The 22,213-nt window shown below is 62.7% G+C and carries 18 protein-coding genes and 2 pseudogenes; 16 read left to right on the top strand and 4 right to left on the bottom strand.

From position 1 onward, the window contains the following. Window positions 1–8 precede the first annotated feature (8 nt). Together E3U25_RS14635 and E3U25_RS14630 are read right to left on the bottom strand one after the other, a co-directional pair. Window positions 9–626 carry a plasmid pRiA4b ORF-3 family protein gene (locus E3U25_RS14635; protein WP_116222355.1) on the bottom strand — a complete coding sequence of 206 codons (618 nt, stop codon included), beginning with the start codon at window positions 624–626 and terminating at the stop codon, window positions 9–11. 15 nt (window positions 627–641) lie between these two features. Next, entirely contained in the window at window positions 642–959 is a 318-nt protein-coding gene (locus tag E3U25_RS14630) for an H-NS histone family protein (RefSeq protein WP_036744168.1), read from the bottom strand. Window positions 960–1,323: 364 nt separating this feature from the next. On the opposite strand from E3U25_RS14630, the gene E3U25_RS14625 reads away from it, so the two are divergent. The 9 genes from E3U25_RS14625 (at window position 1,324) to E3U25_RS14585 (ending at window position 8,354) form a co-directional block, all read left to right on the top strand. Next, window positions 1,324–2,286: an ArdC family protein gene (locus E3U25_RS14625; RefSeq protein WP_116222356.1), complete on the top strand. Its 963-nt coding sequence runs from the start codon at window positions 1,324–1,326 to the stop codon at window positions 2,284–2,286. Beyond that, the gene (locus E3U25_RS14620; RefSeq protein WP_116222357.1) at window positions 2,283–2,678 is read left to right on the top strand and encodes a DUF2958 domain-containing protein; all 396 of its coding nucleotides are present in this window, start codon (window positions 2,283–2,285) and stop codon (window positions 2,676–2,678) included. The genes E3U25_RS14625 and E3U25_RS14620 overlap by 4 nt, the downstream gene beginning before the upstream one ends. A gap of 110 nt (window positions 2,679–2,788) precedes the next feature. Continuing rightward, the gene (gene radC, locus E3U25_RS14615; RefSeq protein ID WP_116222465.1) at window positions 2,789–3,277 is read left to right on the top strand and encodes a RadC family protein; all 489 of its coding nucleotides are present in this window, start codon (window positions 2,789–2,791) and stop codon (window positions 3,275–3,277) included. Window positions 3,278–3,388: 111 nt separating this feature from the next. Continuing rightward, window positions 3,389–5,503 (top strand): ParB/RepB/Spo0J family partition protein, encoded by a 2,115-nt coding sequence (locus E3U25_RS14610; protein WP_116222358.1) that lies wholly within the window; start codon window positions 3,389–3,391, stop codon window positions 5,501–5,503. A 97-nt stretch (window positions 5,504–5,600) separates the two neighbouring features. Further along, a complete protein-coding gene (locus tag E3U25_RS14605) occupies window positions 5,601–5,906 on the top strand; it encodes a hypothetical protein (RefSeq protein WP_011747857.1) in 306 nt (101 codons plus the stop codon). A gap of 415 nt (window positions 5,907–6,321) precedes the next feature. Next, window positions 6,322–6,486 carry a hypothetical protein gene (locus E3U25_RS14600; RefSeq protein WP_156876264.1) on the top strand — a complete coding sequence of 55 codons (165 nt, stop codon included), beginning with the start codon at window positions 6,322–6,324 and terminating at the stop codon, window positions 6,484–6,486. Window positions 6,487–6,686: 200 nt separating this feature from the next. Next, on the top strand, window positions 6,687–7,235 hold the full coding sequence (locus E3U25_RS14595) for a hypothetical protein (protein ID WP_036744023.1): 549 nt from the start codon (window positions 6,687–6,689) through the stop codon (window positions 7,233–7,235). 65 nt (window positions 7,236–7,300) lie between these two features. After that, window positions 7,301–7,717, top strand: a complete 417-nt coding sequence (locus E3U25_RS14590; RefSeq protein WP_116222466.1) for a hypothetical protein — start codon at window positions 7,301–7,303, stop codon at window positions 7,715–7,717. After that, window positions 7,710–8,354 (top strand): hypothetical protein, encoded by a 645-nt coding sequence (locus tag E3U25_RS14585; RefSeq protein WP_036744025.1) that lies wholly within the window; start codon window positions 7,710–7,712, stop codon window positions 8,352–8,354. The genes E3U25_RS14590 and E3U25_RS14585 overlap by 8 nt, the downstream gene beginning before the upstream one ends. A gap of 11 nt (window positions 8,355–8,365) precedes the next feature. Here E3U25_RS14585 and E3U25_RS14580 read toward each other — a convergent pair whose 3' ends face one another. Further along, window positions 8,366–9,910: a Fic family protein gene (locus tag E3U25_RS14580; RefSeq protein ID WP_116222360.1), complete on the bottom strand. Its 1,545-nt coding sequence runs from the start codon at window positions 9,908–9,910 to the stop codon at window positions 8,366–8,368. A 234-nt stretch (window positions 9,911–10,144) separates the two neighbouring features. On the opposite strand from E3U25_RS14580, the gene E3U25_RS14575 reads away from it, so the two are divergent. The 7 genes and pseudogenes from E3U25_RS14575 to E3U25_RS14545 all read left to right on the top strand — a co-directional run bounded on the left by E3U25_RS14575 (window position 10,145) and on the right by E3U25_RS14545 (window position 20,256). Then, window positions 10,145–13,453, top strand: coding sequence for a strawberry notch family protein (locus tag E3U25_RS14575; protein WP_244295225.1), 3,309 nt, complete (start codon window positions 10,145–10,147; stop codon window positions 13,451–13,453). 89 nt (window positions 13,454–13,542) lie between these two features. Continuing rightward, window positions 13,543–14,630 (top strand): IS3-like element ISPbe1 family transposase gene (locus E3U25_RS14570; RefSeq protein ID WP_076611590.1). Its coding sequence is split into 2 segments (ribosomal slippage): window positions 13,543–13,798 and window positions 13,798–14,630, totalling 1,089 coding nucleotides; the frame shifts between segments, so codons are not numbered across the junction. Between the two features lie 123 nt (window positions 14,631–14,753). Next, window positions 14,754–16,356: pseudogene (gene istA, locus E3U25_RS14565) on the top strand (IS21 family transposase). Beyond that, window positions 16,253–16,981: an IS21-like element helper ATPase IstB gene (gene istB / locus E3U25_RS14560; RefSeq protein WP_058096087.1), complete on the top strand. Its 729-nt coding sequence runs from the start codon at window positions 16,253–16,255 to the stop codon at window positions 16,979–16,981. Before istA ends, istB begins: the two are co-directional and overlap by 104 nt. Before the next feature lie 129 nt (window positions 16,982–17,110). Further along, window positions 17,111–18,241, top strand: a pseudogene (locus E3U25_RS14555) (type IV secretory system conjugative DNA transfer family protein); the annotation flags it as partial. Between the two features lie 2 nt (window positions 18,242–18,243). Next, window positions 18,244–18,675: a CopG family transcriptional regulator gene (locus E3U25_RS14550; RefSeq protein WP_116222362.1), complete on the top strand. Its 432-nt coding sequence runs from the start codon at window positions 18,244–18,246 to the stop codon at window positions 18,673–18,675. Between the two features lie 441 nt (window positions 18,676–19,116). Beyond that, window positions 19,117–20,256, top strand: coding sequence for a hypothetical protein (locus E3U25_RS14545; protein WP_244295227.1), 1,140 nt, complete (start codon window positions 19,117–19,119; stop codon window positions 20,254–20,256). 181 nt (window positions 20,257–20,437) lie between these two features. On the opposite strand, the gene E3U25_RS14540 is transcribed toward E3U25_RS14545, so the two are convergent. Then, complete coding sequence (locus tag E3U25_RS14540; RefSeq protein WP_116222364.1) at window positions 20,438–22,111, bottom strand: reverse transcriptase domain-containing protein; 1,674 nt, start codon at window positions 22,109–22,111, stop codon at window positions 20,438–20,440. Window positions 22,112–22,213: the final 102 nt, after the last annotated feature.

The following is a 22,213-nucleotide window of genomic DNA, read 5'->3' as shown; positions in this document are numbered from 1 at the left end:
CTCTGCGCTCACCGACCAGAAGGCTTTGGCTTGGGCTGATGCAGGCGTCGGCTGGTGTTCTTGCGGAAGGTGTTGCGGAGATCCTTGTTGATCAGCTCGATGTCGAACCAGTCCGGATCGAAATGCCCGCCGGCCCAGCGAAGGTTGGAGCTGTGGTCCTCGTGGTTCGGATCCTGGATGGTCTCGAGGAAATCGGCATAGGACCAGGGGCCGCCGACATCCTCGGGTGGCCGGGCTCGGGCCCCTTCGGTGCATTCTGCATGGCGGGGCAGGGGATCCAGGGATAGCCACTCCTCGATCCGGATCACATGGGTCCAGTCATCGCCAAAGTCGTAGAGGTAAGTGAAGGTCAGATCCTGGCCGGTGAAATCCGCCAGCCTGACCCCGGTGTAGTCGAAGGTCTGCGGCCCGCCGAAGCCATCCTCAAGCTGATCGGGGTCGCCATAGCGCAGCCCGCCGATCCGGAACTCATGCAGATGGCTGTCGGTCCAGCTGAACGCGGCCTGCAGCACCAGATGCAGCCTGTCGAGCGTCCAGTCCGACGGCACGACAAGTCGCCGCCAGATCGGCGGGTCAATCTCCGCCAGAGAGACATGCAGGCGGATGGCATTCGCGGGCTGGTACAAGGCAGGTCTCCCCGATCAGATCGCAAAATCCTCGAGCGATTTTCCCGAAGCCAGCGCCTCGGCGATCCAAGCCGGTTTGCGCCCACGGCCGGACCAGGTGATTTCGGCGTTTTCCGGATGGCGGTACTTGGGCGCAGACGCCGCGCGTTTCCGGGTGGGAGCGGCTTCCGCTAGCTCGTCGAAGCTGAAACCGAGCTCGCGGGCCAATTCGTCCACCTTGGAGCGAGCCTCGGCCTTGCGTCGGTCCTCGAAACTGGCGATGGCCTTCGCAACATTCTTTTGCAACTGCTTCAGTTCGGGGAGCGACAAGGCGTTAAGATCGATATCCGTCATCTGGTCCTCTTTTATTGCCCGTTGGCTTTGAGCCCGATCTCTCGGGAAGGAAGGCGTCTGGCGCTGGAAAGCAGGCACCGCGATTGCGTGTCAGATAAGCGCAGATATCGTGGGGATTACAACACGTCGGGGATCGGGGCTCGCGAGTGGTGGCTTTTGCCGTTTCACGCCTGCCTCGGCTGAATACGTGGATTGTCTGGGGGAAAGCCTTCCCCCTGGTCGGCACTGGCATTGCCGACCGACATACCCCCATCAGGGGGGAGACCCCGCAACGCCCCCTGAGAGAGAGAGTGCGGGCGGGTTTTCCGTGACGGGTTGAGGGCTGGAGGAGAGGCCTCCGGCGCCCGTCGCGGAGATCATCCCGATGACCAGAGAGCATCGCGCAGCCCGCAAAAGCGGCCCGCGCACCAACCTTTATGACGACATCACCGACAAGATCATCGCCGAGCTGGAGGAAGGCCGGCTGCCCTGGGTTCAGCCCTGGGGGACGGCGGCGGCGCAGGCGCCGCTTGCCATGCCGCGCAATGCCAGCACAGGGCGGCAATATTCCGGGATCAATGTCCTGATCCTCTGGGGCGCCGTCATCCAGCAGGGCTATCCAACCCAGCACTGGCTGACCTTCCGCCAGGCGCTGTCGCTCGGCGGCAATGTCCGCAAGGGTGAGCGGGGCACAACCGTCGTCTATGCCGACCGCTTCACGCCTGAAGACGAGAAGCGCCGCGCCCGGGAGACCGGAGAAGATGCAAACAGCATCCCGTTCCTGAAGCGCTTCACCGTGTTCAACGTGGCGCAATGCGAGGGTCTGCCCGACGATATCGCCATCGAAGCGCCGCCACCGCCGCCCGGGCTGATCGAGCCGCGGGTCGAGGCATTGATCGCGGCGACCGGCATCGATTTCCGGATCGGCGGCAACCGCGCCTTCTATGTCCCCGCGCTCGACTATGTGCAGGTGCCACCTCCGCAAGCCTATTTCGAGCCGATCAACTGGCACAGGACCGCCCTGCACGAGATGGGGCACGCGACAGGACATGCCTCACGGTTGGGGCGGGATTTCTCGGGCGGTTTCGGCACGAAGAAATACGCCTTCGAGGAACTGATCGCCGAGATTTCGAGCGCGTTCTGTTGCGCCTCGCTCGGGATCGCGCCGACCGTGCGCCACGCCGATTACATCGGCTCCTGGCTGGAGGTGATGCGCGAGGATTCCCGCGCGATCGTTCGTGCAGCCTCGCAGGCCAGCAAGGCGGCCGACTGGCTGCTGGCCCATCTGCCCGACGACAGCACCGATGTTGAGCGGCAGACCCCGACGGAAGGGAGGGCCGCGGCATGATCCTCCTGACCGACACACAGCGTGACCGTTTGCTGGCGAATGGCCGCGATCGCGATCAGGATCACATCCCGGTCGTGAAGTTCTTCAATCCCTTCGGCGCCGGTGTCTGGCTTGCGACCGAGCTCGACGAGGACGGCGACATCATGTTTGGCTTGGCCGACATTGGCTACCCGGAGCTTGGCTCCTGGAGCCTCAACGAACTGCGTTCCATTCGGCTGCCCTTCGGCATGGGCATCGAGCGGGATCTGCTGTTCACGGGGGACTTCCCGATCTCGGTCTGGGCCGAGACCGCCCGCGAAACCGGCAGCATTCGCGATGCCGAGCGCCTGCTGTATCGTTCGGGCCACCTGTCAAACGGGACACGCTCCGATACGGAGACCTGGCATTCCTGAGGGTGTCTGCGGCTTCCACGCCGCTCTCTTCGAAGGAAGAGGGCGGCGCTTCTCCTCGTGACGCGGTGAAAGTTCGGCGCCTGGCCGGCTGCCCGTTGGAGAACAGGACCATGACACGAAGCACGAGAACATCCGCGATCGAAGCACAGCCGCTCCGGTTCTCCGCCCAGGAGCAGGCCGTGGTCTATGAGGCTCGGCAGATCCTGCTGCGCCACCTTAATCAGAACCCTGTCCTGACGTCCTGGCAGGCGGTGCTCGACTATTGCGCCCTCACCATCAGGGGCGATGTGGAGCGCTTCCATGTCCTCTATCTCGACCGGAGGAACCGGCTGATCTCGGACGAGTGCCTCGCCATCGGCACGGTCGATCATGTCCCGGTCTATCCCCGGGAGGTGCTGCGGCGATGCCTGGCACTCAATGCCTCGGCGTTGATCATCGTGCACAATCATCCGGCCGGCGACCCCGAGCCCTCGGCCGCCGACCTCGCGATGACGAAAGAAATCCGGAACGCCTGTGCGTCTCTGGGGGTAGTGCTGCACGACCACATCATCACCGGTGCTGGCCGGGAGACCAGCCTGCGTGCCCGCGGCGAGCTCTGATGGGGCCGCGCGTTACGCCGGCCCATAAGAGGGAAAGGTGGGTGGGGAATTTCGTGACGGGCTGGTTGCCGGAGAGAGAGGCTCCCCGGCGTCCGTCATGGAGACCCTGACATGGCCACTGCCACACAGAAGATCACCCTGTCGTCCTCGCGCGACATCCCCTTCAACAAGCTGGTGCTCAGCCAGTCCAACGTCCGTCGCGTGAAGGCCGGCATCTCGGTCGAGGAACTGGCCGAGTCCATCGCCCGCCGGGGGCTGATCCAGTCCCTGCATGTCCGCCCCGAACTCGACTCGGAAGGCAAGGAGACCGGCCTCTTCGAAGTGCCGGCTGGCGGGCGCCGTTACCGGGCGCTGGAACTGCTGGTCAAGCAGAAGCGCCTCAACAAGACCACGCCGGTGCCCTGTATCGTCTCGGAGGCCGGAGACGACATCCTGATCGACGAGGTGTCGCTTGCCGAGAATATCGAGCGCGCGCCGCTGCATCCGCTCGACCAGTTCCGCGCCTTCCAGGTCCTTCGTGAGAAGGGCATGAGCGAGGAGGAAATCGCCGCCGCCTTCTTCCTCGACGCAAAGGTGGTGAAGCAGCGTCTGCGCCTCGTTTCGGTCTCGCCGGCGCTCCTCGAGGCCTATGCCGAGGACGGCATGACGCTGGAACAGCTCATGGCCTTCACAATCTCCGACGACCATGCCCGGCAGGAACAGGTCTGGGAGGCGATCAAGGATGGCTGGCAGAAAGAGCCATATACCATCCGTCGCATGCTGAACGAGACCACGGTGCGGGCCTCCGACAAGCGGACGCTCTTCGTCGGTATCGAGGCCTATGAGGCGGCGGGCGGCTATGTGCTGCGCGATCTCTTCCAGCAGGACGATGGTGGTTGGCTCCAGGACCCGGTTCTGCTCGACCGGCTGGTGGGCGAGAAACTGAAGGCCGAGGCGGAGACCATCGCCGCCGAGGGCTGGAAGTGGATCGAGGTCGCGACCGATTTCCCCTATGGCCATACCGGCGGCATGCGCCGTCTGGCCGGCACCACCATCGACCTGACCGACGAGGAACGTGCCGAGCGCGAAAAGCTCCGCGACGAGTTCGACGCGTTGGAGGCGCAATATGCTGAGGCCGACGAACTGCCCGACGAGGTGGACTCGCGGCTCGGCGAGATCGAAGAGGCGCTGGAAGCCTTCGAGACCCGACCGATGCTCTACGACGCCGATCAGATGGCTCGCGCCGGTGTCTTCGTCAGCATCCGCCATGACGGCCAGCTCGCCGTCGAGCGCGGCTATGTCCGTGCCGACGACGAGGCGATGGAAGGTCAGGAAGGGCAGGGAGCCGATGGTCGTTCTCCCGAGGGCGGCGAGTCCGGTGGTGTGCAGCGCGCGGTAATCATGGTGGGTGGCAGGGCGACGGAACCCGAGGAGGACGATGAGGTCGAAACCATCCGGCCTCTGCCGGACCGCCTGGTCAGCGAGCTGACCGCGCATCGCACGCTGGCGCTCCGCGATGCCGTGGCGACGAACCCGCATGTCGCGATGACGGCGCTGCTGCATCGGCTGGTCACCGATTGCTTCCTGCCGCACTCCACCAGGGGGTGCCTGGAGGCCCATGTCCGGGAAGTTCATTTCCCGGCGCAAGCCGACGACCTCGGCGAAAGTGTCTCGGCGCGCGCCATCGCCGAGCGGCACGAACGCTGGGGCGATCATATCCCGGCCGACGATGCGGCGCTCTGGGAATGGCTGGTCAATCAGGACGACAACACCCGCATGGAGTTGCTCGCCCATTGCATCAGCTTCGGCGTCAACGCCTTGCACGAGAAGCCCAACCCCTATGGCGGCATGGGCGTCAGCCAGCACGGGCTCGACCTGCGCCTGTCCCAGGCCGACCGGCTGGCACGGGCAACGGGCCTCGACATGGTGGCGGTGGGTTGGCGGCCGACCGTCGGCAACTATCTCGGCCGTGTGACAAAGCCCCGGATCATCGAGGCAGTGCGCGAGGGCGCTGGCGAGCGGGCGGCCCAGCTCATCGATCACCTGAAGAAGGGTGACATGGCGAAGGAGGCCGAGCGCCTGCTGGCCGAAACCGGCTGGCTTCCTGAGCCGCTGCGCATGGTGGTTCGCGATGCGGACGCCGGCGGCGACACCGAGGCGGATGATCTGCCTGAATTCCTTGCCAGCGATGGCGAGGGTGAAGACGGCACGGAGGACGAAGAGCAGTCGATGGTCGCCGCCGAATGATGCTCAGGCGGGGTGGCCTTCGCTGCCCCGCCTCATCCCTTCCGTTTCCGCAACACGCCCGGTCCTCGTGACCGGGCTTTTTCTTTGGAGAAATCCGATGTCCGCACATGTTGATATCGACCAGGTCTTCCGCGAGGACAGTGCCAACCCGCCATCCGAACGCACGCTGCCCTGGGAGGAAACCTGCGACGGCATCACCGTAGTGGTGGAGCCGAAGCCGCATTGGGCGGACGACATGCGCGCCTTCCGTCTCGAAGCCCGCGAATATTGCCGCTATGCCGATTGGACCGCGAACGGCGGTCATGCCCGGTTCTACGGTCATATCGACACCAGCGGTGACGCCGTGATGATGAGCGCGCGCGCCATGATCGCCCGCGAGATTGCCGATGGGCTCTGGGACTGAAGGCCCGCTCATGTCTGACGGTAGCCGCCCCCGTCGTCCTGTCATCGGCCTGTATGGCTCCAGTTCCAGCTTCACCACGGTGCCGCTCATCATGTTCGGCATCGGTGTCCGCCCCCGTCCTCGAACACGCTCCTGATGCCAGCGCGGCGGCAAGGCTGGCCGGGCGGGGCATCTGCAAGGGGGTATCCGGCGCCTGTCGGATGCAAGACACCACCCCCGCTTCCATTCGCTAACCTTGGTCTGATCCGTCTCTTTGACATTCAACCCCGGAGGGGTCGGCTTACGCATACGTGCCGCCCTCGGGGATTCGGAGCTAGTCCGAATGCCCGAGGGTGAGTGCAGATCCGGTCAGACACGTCGGGCGCCTGTCGCGCGGGGGATGGTCCCCCGCCTCCAGAGACAGGAGCCAATCCCGATGTCCTATGCAGATGCCACCGCTTTCGCTGCCAGCCTCGCCACCACGCTGATGGTCGTGATCGTCGTGTTCCAGGCCGGGGACGGAACCCACGGCGCCATGCCCGCCGACGAGTTTGACGGCGATGAGGACATGGTGAAGCTGGAACTTGATCCATGGGCCTGAGGCGCGAAAGCGCCTCACCCCAAACGGCCCGAACGCGGAGACCCGCGCTTCGGGCTTTCAGTGCCTCTCGATGGTCCCCCGTCGTCGGCAGCGGAACCGGGAACAAGCCCGGTCAGAGAGGAAGAGTGCGGGCCTTTCGGCCGTGACGGGTTGAGGGCCGGAGAGAGAGGCTCACCGGCGCCCGTCATGGAGTGATCCCGATGACCTTTGCCCGTTCCGAAACCTTCTGCTCCATCGGCCAGATTCTGGCGGCCGATGTTCTGCCCGCGCTTTTTCGGTCGCATAAGCTGCCGCTACGCATCTCTTGCCTCGGCACCGCCAGCTATGACGCCAGTGACGCGGCGAATAGCTTTGATCGCGTGATCCCGCTTGGGGAATGCCCGTCACCGGAGGAGGCCATCGAGGCCGCAGCCTTGCGCCTGTCGCGCGGTGATATTTGCACGGGGCCGGACAGTTTTCCGTATTTCCAGCCGCGCATCATGCTCATTCAGGACCGCGATCAGCGTCTGGTCCTGGGCGGCGAAATCCGCGCCGGCATTATCCTCTGGCAACAGCCGGTCGCATCCGATGGCGAGGCACGCAGGATTGTGACCGAGGCCAGCCGACTGCGCGGTATGGCATTCCGAGCCACGGAGCCCGGTGATGCGAGACGGCTGCGTTACCGCGCCGCTGCGCTGGAGGCACGGTTGGTCGATCCCTTCTGGCGCGAGACCGCGGCCGATCTGCTCCACCTGCCACAGGCCGCCTGAGCTTCACCCTTTCCTTCCCATTCGGCCCGGTGTCACGCCGGGCCATGTCATGCCCGGAGACCATCATGACCGACTATTTCACCCATTTCTCCTGCCTGCTCGATGTGGGCACCCCCGAGCAGGCCGCCCGCGCGCTCGATCTCTACAATGCGCTCTCGGATGAGAATGCCGCTGGGGATCCGCCTTCGGACGGGTTTCTGCTTTCCATTCAACCCGAGCATGGCGGAACCCAGCTCTGGATGCGCGATGATGGCACCGGCGATCCCGAGCATGTCATCCAGTTCGTCAAACGCTGCGCCAGGGAGTTCGGGCTGACGGGTCTATGGGGAATGCAATACGCCAACACCTGCTCGAAGCCGCGTGTGGACGGGTTCGGCGGCGGGGCGCACGTCCTCGATCTCGCCACCGGCGAGACGGTGGACTGGATCTACACGGACGGCTGGCTTTCCACCGTGCTGGGGGGAGGCAATCCCTATGAGTGAGGTCATCGAGATCACTGTCTATCGCCTCGACGAGCTTTCCGATGCAGCCAGGGACAAAGCCCGCGTCTGGTATCGTGAGGGTGGCTTCGACGATGACTGGTACGATGCCGTCTATGAGGATTTCCAGCGCGTCGCCGAAATCCTCGGGCTGAACCTCAAGACCCGAACCGTCCGGTTGATGGGCGGCGGGACTCGGCAGGAACCCTGCATCTGGTTCCGAGGCTTCTGGAGCCAAGGCGATGGCGCCTGCTTCGAAACTTTCTATGCCTACCGCAAGGGTGCCCCACGTCTGATCCGGGAATATGCGCCTAAGGACACCGAACTGCACCGCATCGCCGATGCCCTGCAGGCGATCCAGCGGCGCAATTTCTACCAGCTTCGCGCCGAGGCCGGCCATCGCGGCCATTATTGTCACGAATATTGCATGGGGATCTCGGTCGAGCGTGACAGTCCGACATATCAGGACATGACCGCCGATGCCGAGGAAGGCGTGATCGAGGCGTTGCGCGATCTGGCCCGCTGGCTCTACCGCCAGCTCGAGCGCGAATACGACTATCTGTCCTCGGATGAGGTCGTCGATGAGGCCATCATAGCCAACGGTTACACCTTCACCGAAGCCGGCCACCGGTTCGGGTGAGGAGTCTCGTCTCAGAACTTCTCCCGCAACTCCGCATAGATGGCTTCGATCCGGTCGGCCTCTTCGTCGGCCAGAGCGGCGAATTCCTTCGCTCTGGCGCGTCCGGAAAGCCTGCCACCGTTCTGGTGCAGGAAGCGAAACAGCAGGTCGAGCACGCGGTCCGGCATGTCGATCAGGCCCGAGACGCGGGACTTGAACCCGTCATAGGCACGCAGGAACCGGGTCTCTGCTGGCAGGTCATGGTCGATTGTCTGGGCCACGCAGGCGAAGAGGAATTCGGCATGGGGCGTGGCATCGAAGAAGCGATAGAAATCGCCGGTGTCGTTCAGCACCTCGACGTTACCGCGATCGGTTGGGCGCCAGCTGACATGGGTCAGTAGTCGACGCGAATAACTCTCGAGCACCTGTCGGTAGGCCTCGATCCGTTCGAGGATCACCGCCGACACCGGGAAGACTAGCCCGGGCGGATTGAAGCCGCGTGCAGCAAGCACGTGGTGGATCAAGTAGCGATGGAGCCGCCCGTTGCCGTCCTCGAACGGGTGGATATAGACGAAGCCGAAGGCGAGGCCGGCGGCCGCCAGAACAGGGTCGAGCCCCGGGGCGACGTCGCGGTCGAACGCTTCGAGCCCGGCGATCAGCACAGGCAGGTCTTCATGCCGGGCGCTGACGTGATCGGGGAGGGGCGCGCCGGTCGCGCGGTCGTGCTCGCCAATGAAGCCGCCCTCCTGCCGCAGGCCCAGATGGACGAAGCGGGCATCGCCGATGACGATGCGTTGCAGGCGTTCCAGCTCTGCCCGGTCAATCGGATGCCGCCCGGCTTCGCCGATGATCTGGCCCCAGCGCCGGATGCGATCCTGGGGCGGGTTCTCGCCTTCGATCTGGAAACTCGACCGTGAATCCTTGAGCAGCAGGAAGGCCGCCGTGCGCGCCAGCAGATCGGCGGGCACCTCGGCCAGCACCGCGCGGGCCTCGGCTGCCAGATCACGGGCGATGAACGCCTCGATTGCCGCTGTGCGGAAGATCATCGGGCAGAAATCCGGGTTGCCGGGCAGGTTGTTGCGGACCCGGTGGCGCGGCGAGGGGGCGCCCTCTGCATCCCATTGGAGCCTGGCATCGACCACGGGCGCGTAATTGCCGCGTGTGGCGTCGGGCAAATCCAATTCCTCGCCGAGGAGCCATTCGTAGAGGAACCAGATCCTGCGCGCGTAACTGCCCGTCGGGGCAGCCTCGACAATGGCCTGGATCGGCTCTGGCCCGGTTGCCTTGAACAGCCGCTTGAGAACTGCCAGATCCAGCCCCTCGTAGCGCAGCGCGAAGGTCAGATGACCGATGAGGCTCGCCTCGGGTTCATGGCGGGGCGTGTAGAGGCGCCAGCCGTCGGCCGCGTAGACCTTGTGACGTGGGCCGATGGCGGAAAGTGTCCGGGGCAGGGGCGTTGCGAGCGCATAGGCATCGATCAGCGCAGCATAGCCCGCAGGTGTGGCCTCCTCGGGGAGCCAGCGCTCGTGAAAAACGGTTACGGCACCTGAAAACGGATTCCTTTGCGCCTGTTCCATGAAATTCAGTTCTTGGCCCCGATGATTGATCTTAAGTCGGTGTATTTCATGAATATCGATTACGATCAATGAGGCCTTGCGAAAGTTGATGGCGGAGCGCTGTCGCCCCCCGCATGGGCGGGGCGATGGGGCTTGTGATGAAGAGTCAGAGAGGGGCCGGGACGGGTTGAGTCCGGGTGGTCGAGAGAGAGCACTGTCCGGGCTTGTCCCTCCCGCTCTCCGAGGATCCCCGACATGAACATCTCGTCTCCCGTGACCGATCCGGTCACGCCGCTCGGCGCCGCACCCGCGATCCTGGCCGCCGCCAATCTCCTCCTTCCCCATCTCGAACGCGGTCAACGCGTCGATGCTGCGATCCTGCGCAGCGCCATGGAAACCGCTTTCGGTGCGTCCGACGCCAGTGGTGCCTGGGACTGGAAGCTGGCCTACGAGGCCTGCGAAGTCGCCACGGTGCTGTTCCTGCGCAAATACGGAAAGGCGCTTTTCCGCAAAGCCGCCTCTCCGGTTTCCCGGCTCGGTCCTCTGGCGAAGATCGCGGGGTTGCTGCCGACGCAGACCCGCCGCTCCGAGGAAAGCCAGAGCTTCCAGCAGTTTTCGACGCCTCTGCCTCTCGGCCTTGCCGCGCTGGCGGCGGCCGCGATCACGCCTGATGACGTGGTGCTGGAACCCTCGGCCGGCACCGGCCTGATGGCTATCCTGGCCCAGACCGCCGGAGGTTCGCTGATCCTCAACGAACTCGCCGAGACCCGCGCCGATCTTCTCTCTTCCCTGTTTCCGGCTTTTCCCGTCACTCGGTTTGACGCCGCCCAGATCGACGATCATCTGGCCCCGGAGGCCGTGCCATCCGTTGTGCTGATGAATCCGCCATTCTCAGTCATGGCCAATGTCGAGGGACGGATGGCGGACGCTGCCTATCGTCATGTCGCTTCGGCACAAGCCCGGCTCGCCCCCGGCGGACGGCTGGTCACGATCACCGGGGCCAATTTCAGCCCGGAAGCACCGGCTTGGCGCGACGCCTTCATGCGCCTGCAGGATCGCGGGCGCGTGGTCTTCACTGCGGCGATTGATGGCGCGGTCTTTGCGAAGCACGGTACGAGCATCGACACGCGGCTGACCGTCATCGACAAGCTGCCAGCGGACGATCCGTCCGACTTCCCTGCCTCGCTTGGGATCGCACCCGACGTTGCCACGCTGCTCGGCTGGATCGAAAGCCAGGTTCCGCCGCGCTTGCCGGTTTCGCTGCTGAAGGTCGCATCTCCCGTTCCGGCGGCTGCCCCGAAGACCGTGCGCGGCTATCTCGCTCGCGCCACAGCGTCCCGACCCGCCGCCGCACCAGCTTCCGATCCCGAGGGCGTCGAACTCGCCTATGAGACCGTGGACTGGACGCCACCGGAGGGCGCTCGCCTGTCCGATGCCATCTATGAGGAATATGCGCTGCAATCGCTTCGCATTCCCGGCGCCGCGCCGCACCCGACCAAGCTGGTGCAGTCCGCCGCCATGGCCTCCGTCGCACCTCCGAAGCCCTCCTACCGGCCGATGCTGCCCGCCGACATCCGTACCCGACTCTCCAACGCCCAACTTGAAACGGTGATCTATGCCGGTGAAGCCCATGTCGATCATCTCGCGGGTGCCTGGATGGTGGATGAGCATCTCGACAACGTGAGCGCCGCCGCCGAGGATGCTGCCAGCGCTGTCCGTTTCCGCCGGGGCTTCATGCTCGGTGACGGCACCGGTGCCGGCAAGGGCCGCCAGTCGGCCGGCATCATCCTCGACAACTGGCTGCGCGGGCGGCGCAAGGCGGTCTGGATCTCCAAATCCGACAAGCTGATCGAGGACGCGCAACGCGACTGGTCGGCGCTCGGCATGGAGAGGCTGCTGGTCACGCCGCTCTCGCGCTTTCCTCAAGGCGCAAAGATCACGCTCACGGAAGGCATCCTTTTTACCACCTATGCCACGCTACGCTCCGACGACCGGGGCGAGAAGGTTTCCCGCGTCAAGCAGATCGTCGAATGGTTGGGGTCCGATTTCGATGGAGCCATTATATTCGACGAAAGCCATTCCATGCAGAATGCCGGTGGCGGAAAAGGCGAACGCGGTGATGTCGCCGCCTCGCAGCAGGGACGTGCGGGCCTGCGGCTTCAGCACGCGCTGCCCGATGCCCGTGTGGTCTATGTCTCTGCGACCGGCGCCACCACGGTCCACAATCTCGCCTATGCGCAGCGCCTCGGCCTCTGGGGCGGTGAGGATTTTCTGTTCCAGACCCGCGCAGAGTTCGTCGAGGCGATTGAGGCCGGCGGTGTGGCGGCCATGGAAGTGCTGGCCCGCGATCTGCGATCTCTCGGCCTCTATACCGCCCGCTCACTCTCCTATGATGGCGTCGAGTATGAACTGATCGAGCATCAGCTCACGGATGAACAGCGGCGCATTTATGATGCCTATGCCGGAGCTTTCGCCGTCATTCACAACAATCTCGATGCGGCAATGCAGGCCGCCAATATCACCGGCAGTGAAGGCACGCTAAACCGGCAGGCCAAATCCGCCGCGCGCTCGGCCTTCGAGAGCACCAAGCAGCGTTTCTTCGGCCATCTGCTGACCTCGATGAAAACCCCGACGCTGATCCGTTCGATCGAAGCCGATCTGGCGGCGGGCCATGCGGCCGTCATCCAGATCGTCTCGACCGGCGAGGCGCTGATGGAACGGCGGCTGGCCGAGATCCCCGCCGACGAATGGAACGATATTTCCGTCGATGTCACGCCGCGGGAGTATGTCGGCTCGTACTTGCAGCATTCCTTCCCGGTGCAGCTTTATGAGCCCTTCACCGACAGCGAAGGCAATTTGTCCTCGCGGCCGGTGTTCCGGGACGGTCAGCCAGTCGAGAGCCGCGAGGCCATCGCCCGGCGCGACGAGATGCTCGAACAGCTCGGCTCGCTGCCGCCGGTTCCGGGCGCGCTCGACCAGCTCGTGCAGCGCTTCGGCACCGACCTGGTGGCGGAGGTCACAGGGCGGTCCCGGCGGATCGTGCGCAAGGGCGATGGTCCATCGGCACGCCTGGCCGTCGAGAACCGCGCGCCCTCCGCAAACCTGGCAGAGACCTCGGCCTTCATGGATGACCAGAAGCGCGTTCTGGTCTTCTCTGATGCCGGTGGCACGGGGCGCAGCTATCACGCGGACCTTTTGGCGCGGAACCAGCGCCTGCGGGTGCACTACCTGCTGGAGCCGGGCTGGAAGGCCGATGCCGCCATTCAGGGGCTGGGCCGCACGAACCGGACCAATCAGGCGCAGCCACCGCTCTTCCGGCCCATCGCCACGGATGTGAAGGCCGAGAAGCGGTTCCTCAGCACGATCGCCCGTCGTCTCGACACGCTGGGTGCGATCACGCGCGGGCAGCGCCAGACCGGCGGCCAAGGCCTGTTCTGGCCCGAGGATAATCTGGAATCCGCATATGCCCGCGATGCGTTGCGCCAGCTCTATCTGCTTATCGTGCGCGGCAAGGTGGAGGGCTGCTCGCTTGAACGGTTTGAAATGTTGACCGGCGTGGAATAAGGACCCCGCTTCTGGGGTGGTAATCCTCCCCGAAAGTAAGGGGCTGCATAAGTAGAATTTTCTCGGCAAGATGAACGAGGAGATTCTGAATGAAGACAAGCAGATACACTGAAGCGCAGATCCTTTCGATCCTGCGTCAGGCCGAAGGCGGGATGCCGGTGGCCGAGCTGTGCCGCGAGCATGGCATGAGCAGCGCGTCGTTTTACAAGTGGCGGGCGAAGTATGGGGGCATGGACGCGTCCCTGATCAGCCAGATGAAGGCTATGGAAGAGGAGAACCGGCGGCTGAAGCGGATGTACGCTGATCTCAGCATGCAGGCCGATTTGCTGAAGGAGGCTCTCGGAAAAAAATGACGCGGCCATCTCAACGCCGCGAGATGGCCGAGAAAGCGGTGGCGCGACACGGGGTCAGCATTGCGCTGGCTTGCCGGGCCTTCGGGGTGAGCGAGACCTGTTATCGCTACAGCCCGAAGCTGAAGGACGAGAACGAGGAGATCGCCGATCTGCTGGTCGGGCTGACGGACGCCCGCAAGACCTGGGGGTTTGGCCTGTGTTTCCTGCATTTGCGCAACGTGAAGGGGCATCCATGGAACCACAAACGTGTCTATCGCATCTATTGCGCGCTGGAACTGAACCTGCGGATCAAGCCCCGCAAACGGCTGAAGCGTGAGAAGCCCGAGGCTCTGGCCGTGCCGGATGCGCCGAACCTGACCTGGTCCATGGACTTCATGGCCGATCGTCTGGGGGATGGCCGCCAGTTCCGGCTGTTGAACGTGCTGGACGACTTCAACCGGGAGGGCTTGGGCATCGAGGTCGACTTTTCACTGCCAGCGGAAAGGGTCATCAGAAGCCTCGACAGGATCATTGAATGGCGCGGCAAACCCGGCACCATTCGGGTCGACAATGGCCCGGAATACATCAGCGGCAAGCTGATGGAATGGGCCGAAAAGCGGAAGATCACCATCCAGCACATCCAACCCGGACAGCCCCAGCAGAACGCCTATATCGAGCGCTACAACCGCACCGTACGGCATGAATGGCTCGATCAATACATCATCGAAACCATCGAGGAGGCTCAGGACTTCGCCACGCAATGGCTCTGGACTTACAACAACGACCGCCCGAACATGGGCATCGGCGGCATCACACCCGCACAGAAACTGAAGATGGCCGCGTGAATTCTACGGATGCACCCCGCTAAAAATGGGGGGATTACCGGGTGATCGGCGTCCAAAAGGGACCCCACCGACCGGGGGTTGGGTCCAAAGTGCTTCCGAGGATTATCGGAGGCCGAGCGCGGGATGCTGATCGTGGAGACAATCGCAAAAATCAGGCGGCTGCATTTTACCGAGGGCAAGGGGATCAAGACGATCTGCCGCGACCTGAAGCTGTCGAAGAAGGTGGTGCGCAAGGTGATCCGTACCGGGATAACGGAGTTCACCTACACCCGGACGGTTCAGCCACGCCCGAAGCTGGGCGCCTGGCTTGAGGAACTGAGCCGGCTGTTGGCGATCAACGCGGCTCGTGGGCGCCGGGAACGCCTGACACTGATCCAGATCTACGAGGAACTGCGCGGCCTTGGCTATGAAGGCGGGTATGATGCGGTCCGCCGCTATGCCTCGGTCTGGGCGCGCACTCAAAGCTCCGGTGCCGCGTCCGCCTTCGTGCCGCTGAGTTTTGCCCCCGGCGAAGCCTATCAGTTCGACTGGAGCCACGAGGTTGTCCTGATCGATGGGGCGACCACCACGATCAAGGTGGCGCATGTTCGCCTGTGCCACAGCCGGATGTTCTTCGTGCGGGCCTATCCTCGCGAGACGCAGGAGATGGTGTTCGATGCCCATGATCGGGCTTTCGCCTTCTTCAAGGGCACCTGCACCCGCGGGATCTACGACAACATGAAGACGGCGGTGGAGACCATCTTCGTCGGCAAGGAGCGCCTCTACAATCGTCGGTTCCTGCAGATGGCCAGCCACTACCTGGTTGAACCTGTTGCCTGCACCCCTGCCTCGGGTTGGGAGAAAGGCCAGGTGGAGAGCCAGGTCGGCACTGTCCGCCAACGGTTCTTCTCACCCCGTGTCAGGGTCAAGAGCTACGAGGAACTGAATGCCTGGCTGGTGGACAAGTGCATCGCCTCGGCCAGGAGCAGCAAGCATCCCGAACTGACGGACAAGACCGTCTGGGAAGTCTTTCAGGAAGAGCGCCCGCACCTCGTCCCTTATGCCGGGCGCTTCGACGGCTTCCACTCGCTGCCTGCGGCGGTATCGAAGACCTGCCTCGTACGGTTCGACAACAACAAATACTCCGTCGCGGCAACGGCTGTCGGGCGGCCGGTCGAGATCCGGGCCTATGCGGAGCGGATCGAGATCCGGCAGGAAGGGCGGCTGGTCGGGGACCATCCCCGTCACTTCGGGCGGGACCGGACAATCTACAATCCCTGGCACTATGTGCCTGTCCTGCTTCGCAAACCCGGGGCGCTGCGCAATGGCGCACCGTTCAAGGACTGGGTTCTGCCCGGCGCCCTCGAGCAGATCCGCCGCAAGTTGCAGGGGTCGTCGGATGGCGACCGCCAGATGGTGAAGATCCTCGGCGCCGTGCTGACGGAGGGGGTTCCCGCCGTGCAGAAGGCCTGTGCCGAAGCGCTCTCGCAGGGCGTCCACTCCGCCGATGTGATCCTCAACATCCTGTCCCGCAGGCGCGACCCGGAGCCGCCACCCTTGCTGCTCACCTCTCCGGCCCTGCGCCTGACCCATGAACCGAAGGCCGACTGTGCCCGCTATGACCTGCTGCGGAGGGCTGGCTGATGGATCGTGCAGAGATCATGGCAGCGATGGGCGAACTGAAGCTCTACGGCATGCGCGCCGCCTACGACGAACTCATGGCGGTGGCTGTGCGCCGTCAGCATGAACCCCGCCAGATCGTTGGTGATCTTTTGGCCGCCGAGATCAACGAGAAGAAGGCGCGGTCGGTCAAATACCAGATCACCACCGCCAAGCTGCCCTATGCCCGGGAGATCGAGGAGTTCACCTTCGATGACACCCCAATCAACGAGACGCTGGTGCGCGATCTGGCCAGCGGGGAATTCCTCAGCCAGCAGCGCAATGTCGTGCTGGTTGGTGGCACCGGGACCGGCAAGACCCATATCTCCGTGGCGATCGCGCGCGCCGTCATCCGCAACGGCGCCCGGGGCCGCTTCTTCAATGTTGTGGATCTCGTGAACAGGCTGGAGGCCGAGGGCCGTGCAGGGCGGGCGGGCCGCCTGGCCGAACATCTCATGCGGCTCGACTTCGTCATCCTCGATGAGCTCGGCTACCTGCCATTCGCCCAATCCGGCGGCCAGTTGCTGTTCCATCTGGTCAGCAAGCTCTACGAGCAGACTTCCGTCATCGTCACCACCAACCTGGCATTCGGGGAGTGGCCGACCGTCTTCGGAGACGCGAAGATGACCACCGCGCTGCTCGACCGTCTCACTCACCATTGCGACATCGTCGAAACCGGCAACGACAGCTGGCGCATCAAAACACGAGCCTAAATGCTCTCGAGACGCAGGCCCGCGTCGGCTGCGCCAGCTGGAAAGCTACGCCGCCACGGGCCTGCTCACCACATCGCCAGAGGGGTCCCTTTTGGACGCCGATAAGGGGGCACTCTTCAACGCCGATTGACACTCCGCGCGATGATGCGGACCTCGCACCTGGGCGAGGCGGGGCCGCATCCCGTGGTCGCCAGTGCCGCCCGTGAATTGCTCAACAAGTCCGAGAATGAACGCTCCGGTGTGCTTTCGACGGCGATGTCATTCCTTGGCCTTTATCGCGACCCTGTCGTCGCTCAGGTCACGCGCCGCTGCGACTGGCGGATCGGTGACATCGTCGGGGGAGTGCGCCCCGTCACGCTGTATCTCGTGGTGCCGCCTTCGGATATCAATCGCACCAAACCGCTCATCCGACTGATCCTCAACCAGGTCGGCCGACGCCTGACCGAAGACCTGCAGGGCAAGGATGATCGGCATCGGCTGCTTTTGATGCTCGATGAGTTCCCGGCGCTCGGCCGGTTGGATTTCTTCGAGAGCGCGCTGGCTTTCATGGCGGGCTACGGGCTGAAGAGCTTCCTCATCGCCCAGTCGCTGAACCAGATCGAGAAGGCTTACGGCCCGAATAATTCGATCCTCGACAATTGCCACGTCCGGGTGAGCTTCGCGACCAATGATGAGCGCACGGCGAAGCGCCTTTCTGACGCTCTCGGCACGGCTACCGAGATGAAGGCGATGAAGAACTACGCCGGGCACCGTCTGGCGCCCTGGCTCAGCCATCTCATGGTGTCCCGGTCGGAAACTGCGCGGGCCTTGCTCACGCCCGGAGAAATCATGCAGCTGCCGCCGACCGATGAGATCGTCATGGTTGCCGGCACACCGCCGATCCGGGCGACTAAAGCACGGTATTACGAAGATGCGCGGTTCACCGAGCGGGTCTTGCCGCCACCCGATTTGGTGGATGTGGGTGTCTCTGGGGAGGATGACTGGAGCAGTCTGGCAGTCCCAACGCAGAACGACGAGTTGGAGCCAGTATCCGAGACGGGATCGGAGGATGAGGACCCGACTGCGTCAGAGCGCCGTCTTCAGCCGGAGCTGGCGCAGACTCGGTCGGCCGACAGGCAGTCCCCCTTTGAGAACGAGTTCGAATTCGAACCAACTGAGGATGACGAGGATGGCGCCTTCCGCAATCGGCGCATCCTGCAGCAGATGCGCGGTGTCGCGCGCCAGGTCTCCCTCAATCCCGATGACGGCATGGAGCTTTGATCATGACCTCGAGCCGCAAGAAGACGAAGATCTCGGTCTACCTCGATCCTGAGGTCATGCAGATGCTGGCGGAGTTTGCCGCCCGGCGCGACCGATCCCAGTCGATGGTCGCAGAGGCTGCCATCGCATCCTTTCTCTCTCCGGATGACGCAGAGCGCCGCGAGGCGGTTCTCGCGAGGCGCCTGGATCAGATCGACAGGCGGATCACCCGGCTGGAACGCGATGTCGGGATCTCCCTCGAAAGCCTGGCCGTGTTCATTCGCTTCTGGCTTGCGACAACACCGGCTCTGCCGGAACCCGCGGCCAAGGCGGCTCGGGCCAAGGCAGGGGAGCGCTACGAGGCATTCATCTCGGCTCTCGGTCGGCGCCTCGCACAGGGGCCGAAACTGCGGCAGGAGGTGGCGGAGGATGTGGAAGGGGGCGCAGGTGGCTGAAAAGATATCACTTGCCTCCGCCGCAGACGTCGGAACTGTAGCCGTGATCATCATTTCCGGGGTGATCGACCCTATGCAGACTTTCGTCAGCTGCCAATGGCGCGCGACGGTGCTCTCGGCAGCGGTTGTACGGCGTATGTCGCAGAAACTCGTTCCGTTACAAGGTCGGCGCCCCCAGTACTCAACCCGGCACCGACAAGCTGGCTAAACTGGTACTTTCTTGGGCAAATGGTGTTCAGTTGCTTGGCTACCTAAGCCTGAAACTCATAGGTATTGACCTGTGTTCGAAAATGGCAGACGTTAAAGACGGCCTTTCTCGCAGGCCGGTGTGCCCGCCACGCGAAGCTTCGCAGCGATCTTGATTTCGAACAGCAGACCTCATGCCATCGGCGGGTCTGATTAGCAGCGGGCACCTAGTCAGATCCGGCTTGGACATGGATCATGACAGAGAACACTAAGCTTAAGACTTTGAAACTCCTGGCGAAGCGTTACGCTAGGGCGACGGGTCAACCACAGCACGTAGCGCTCGACTTTGTTGCCAGTCGAATGGGCTTTGCTCATTGGAATGCGTTGACAGGCAGCGCCAAAGGAGAGTGGGTTCCCTCCGAAGCACAAGTTGCCACGATCAAGGCCTTCGTCGAACGGATCACTTCCTACGAGGGTGCGACCTTCGACCATATCTTCGGAAGCCCCGATGCCGTCACTCGAGGAGAAGTACGGGGGCATCCATACGAACTGAAAACAATGCTTGGTGACGTCCGCATGGATGGTGAGGGTTGGCAGATCGTGCTGCCAGAAAACCCTTTGGCCGCCCCTCGTGTCGAGATCGACATCAAGCATGCCCAGACCAGCCCGATGAACGATCGCGTGCTACGTGAAGAAGCCATCGGGATTGCGAGGGAATTGATGCAGAGCGTCAAGGCGCGGCGATTTGCCGATTGGCCACGGCGCGCCACAAAGCCGGATGCGGAAGGAAATGTGCGGCACCCCTTCTTGGAGATGGAGGAATCGAACCTCTGGTACTGCCTTCACTGCAACTCAGAGATCACCGGCCCACAGATCGCTGGAAACCAATGGCACTGCCCCAGCTGCGGCGCATCACCAATCAACATTTTTCCAGAAGCCTTCTGGCTGGGACCGAACGATGAAAAACCAGTGCCAGTCCAATCCCGCGCCGAAGGGCAAGAGATTGAACCCATCGCGTCAGTTATAGATCCGCGGCCAAGGCTTGACCTCAACAGTGACCAGGTGACCCATTTGATCCGAGCTGCCCTGTTCGAGGATGCGACCAATGCCAGCGAGCGCATGGGAGCGAGTCTGGCCGAAATCTGGGTTGATGACGATCTCGACGTGGTTGTTTCCTTCGAGGATCACTACTGGCCCGAGGACAAGGAGCCGACCGCTGCGATCGAAGTGGCCGCACTGCTTGGGATCGAGATTGAGTTGGAAGTTACTTGGTCGGATCCGTTGTTCGCATGGCCCGGTTTGGGTACCGTGACCCAGAGCACGGCCGAATATACGCGTTTGATGCTCGACGCGTATGGCAGTCACGGCGCGCGGGGAACTAAAGACAGAAGCTAGCTCGTGCGTACAATGAACAATTAGGGGTGTTCAGGGACGGCAAACGTCCATGCCTGTTCTAATAGTCTGAAGGTAAGAGATCCCGTTTCTTAGAACGGGGTCTCATGGTCGGATCGACCAACTCGAGATTTTCATTCTCGTTCCTGAGCGAAAGTTCACTCACCTTGAACGCCAGTGTTCGCTAAAGGGTTGCGAGCAAGGAATCAACAAACTGTGACCTGACAGCAAGGAAGGGGATTGTCCGGTCATCATCGTTTGGCCCTCTAACGATAACCCCAATGACTTTTCCTGAAAATAGCACGGGACCACCACTCATTCCCTCGTAGGTCCCTGACAACAAGGCGATCACGTTATCGGAAGTGGCGGGCGTGCTATCAAAGGTTTGCCGCGAGAAGCCTGTCACCTCAGTGTCTCGGATCGTCAGAGAAGTGCTGTCCAGATTCGAAGGATAGCCCGCAGCCTGCACCGCAGATCGGATGCCGAGCGCGCTAGCTTCGGCTGTCGACGCCATTTGCAGAGTGGCTGCGGGATTGAATGCGGGCAACGGAGTTCGTAGACGAATTAGCGCAAGGTCGTTGTGATCGTCGCGGGCAACCTCGTCCGCTTCCATTGCGAACGCCGGGTTTTGTCGCGGGAAGATCCGCAAATTTGGTCCGAGGCAATGCGCGCAGGTCACAAACAGGTTCTCGGCGACGGCGAAGCAAGTGCCCACTGATCCGCCATCTGTGTCATTTTCGAGATACCAAACGGCTGCGTTTAGAACGTCGGTATCCTCGACCAGCGGAATCGAAAACTCGTGGCCCGAACACAATGCGTTGAACCTCGCGGCTAGGCCACGGAAGACCTGATCGGTTGATCCTTTCACCTGCCGAATGAACTCAATTTTTCCTCGGACCACCCACTCGAAGTTCGTGGCCTCCTGTTCCGGCAACCGCCCCCTATTGGGGCGCTTCTCGTTGAAGTGCCGCGCTGATGCCGCCGCATAGCCATTGAACTCCCAGTCATGAAGCATCGCCCGGACATCGCGAACAAACTTGCGCTTGACGTTGACTTTCTCATTCACAACCAGACCTGTGACTTCCTGTTGAAAGGCGCGACCCAGCAGGCGCGTCTTTGCGTGGTTAATTCTAAATCCGTTGTCCTCAATCATCTGCTGAAAGGTGTCGGATAGAATAAACTCGTCGTGGCTGTCGGGGGTTGCAAAACGCCCGATTGGCGCGGGGAAGGTCCTGCGATTGGAGGAAATAGTGACGTCATCGGCATATCGCGTGTAGGTGCATCCAAGTTGCCTGCAAAACCGAGCCAACTCGGCATCGAGCTTATCTGAAACGATATTTGCAAGTATTGGCGATAGCGCACCGCCCGGCATCAAGACATGTGTTGTTCGAAGGCTGCCGTCGACCTCCTTTTCAGTTTGAAAGCAAGCGATGTGAGCGATGAACTGGGCAATCTCGTCTGGGTAGTCATACGGCGGGGCCATCAAGCGTCCGCGAACGCGCCCGAAGTGAATTGTCTCGAAGTAGTCTTCTAGGTCAATGTTTAGGACCCAGCGCTTGTCGACGTGTTGTCGGGCATTGCTCACGATGCTGCGTTGATGCCCGCCGACAAATCCGTGCACGTGGGCACGGGGGCGATAGTCGCCTTCCAGAAGGCGCAGGATGTCACGCTGCAACTTGAGAAGCGCGATACGAGGCGCGCAAATGCGTCGTGTTCCACCGCTCTTCTTCGGTATGGTGAACTCTTTGTATCGCGCGCCCGGAGCAAGTCCATATGCTATGTAGACAAATTTCCGCCGATAGTTCCGACGAAGCGAAAATGCAATTTGTCTTAGGTTGGTAAAAGGCTTTAGCGACATGGGCGCATCAACGACCTACAATCTCGCATTCCCAACATCGAGGGAATTTCGTAATTCCGTAACAGCATGTAGCGGGGCGAGTTGAAAGTAACCTTCTCGCAG

The sequence above is a fragment of the Paracoccus versutus genome, assembly GCF_029909795.1.
Taxonomy (GTDB): Bacteria; Pseudomonadota; Alphaproteobacteria; order Rhodobacterales; family Rhodobacteraceae; genus Paracoccus; species Paracoccus versutus.
Note: the sequence above shows the minus strand (reverse complement) of the source record. Positions and strands in the feature narration are given on the sequence as shown.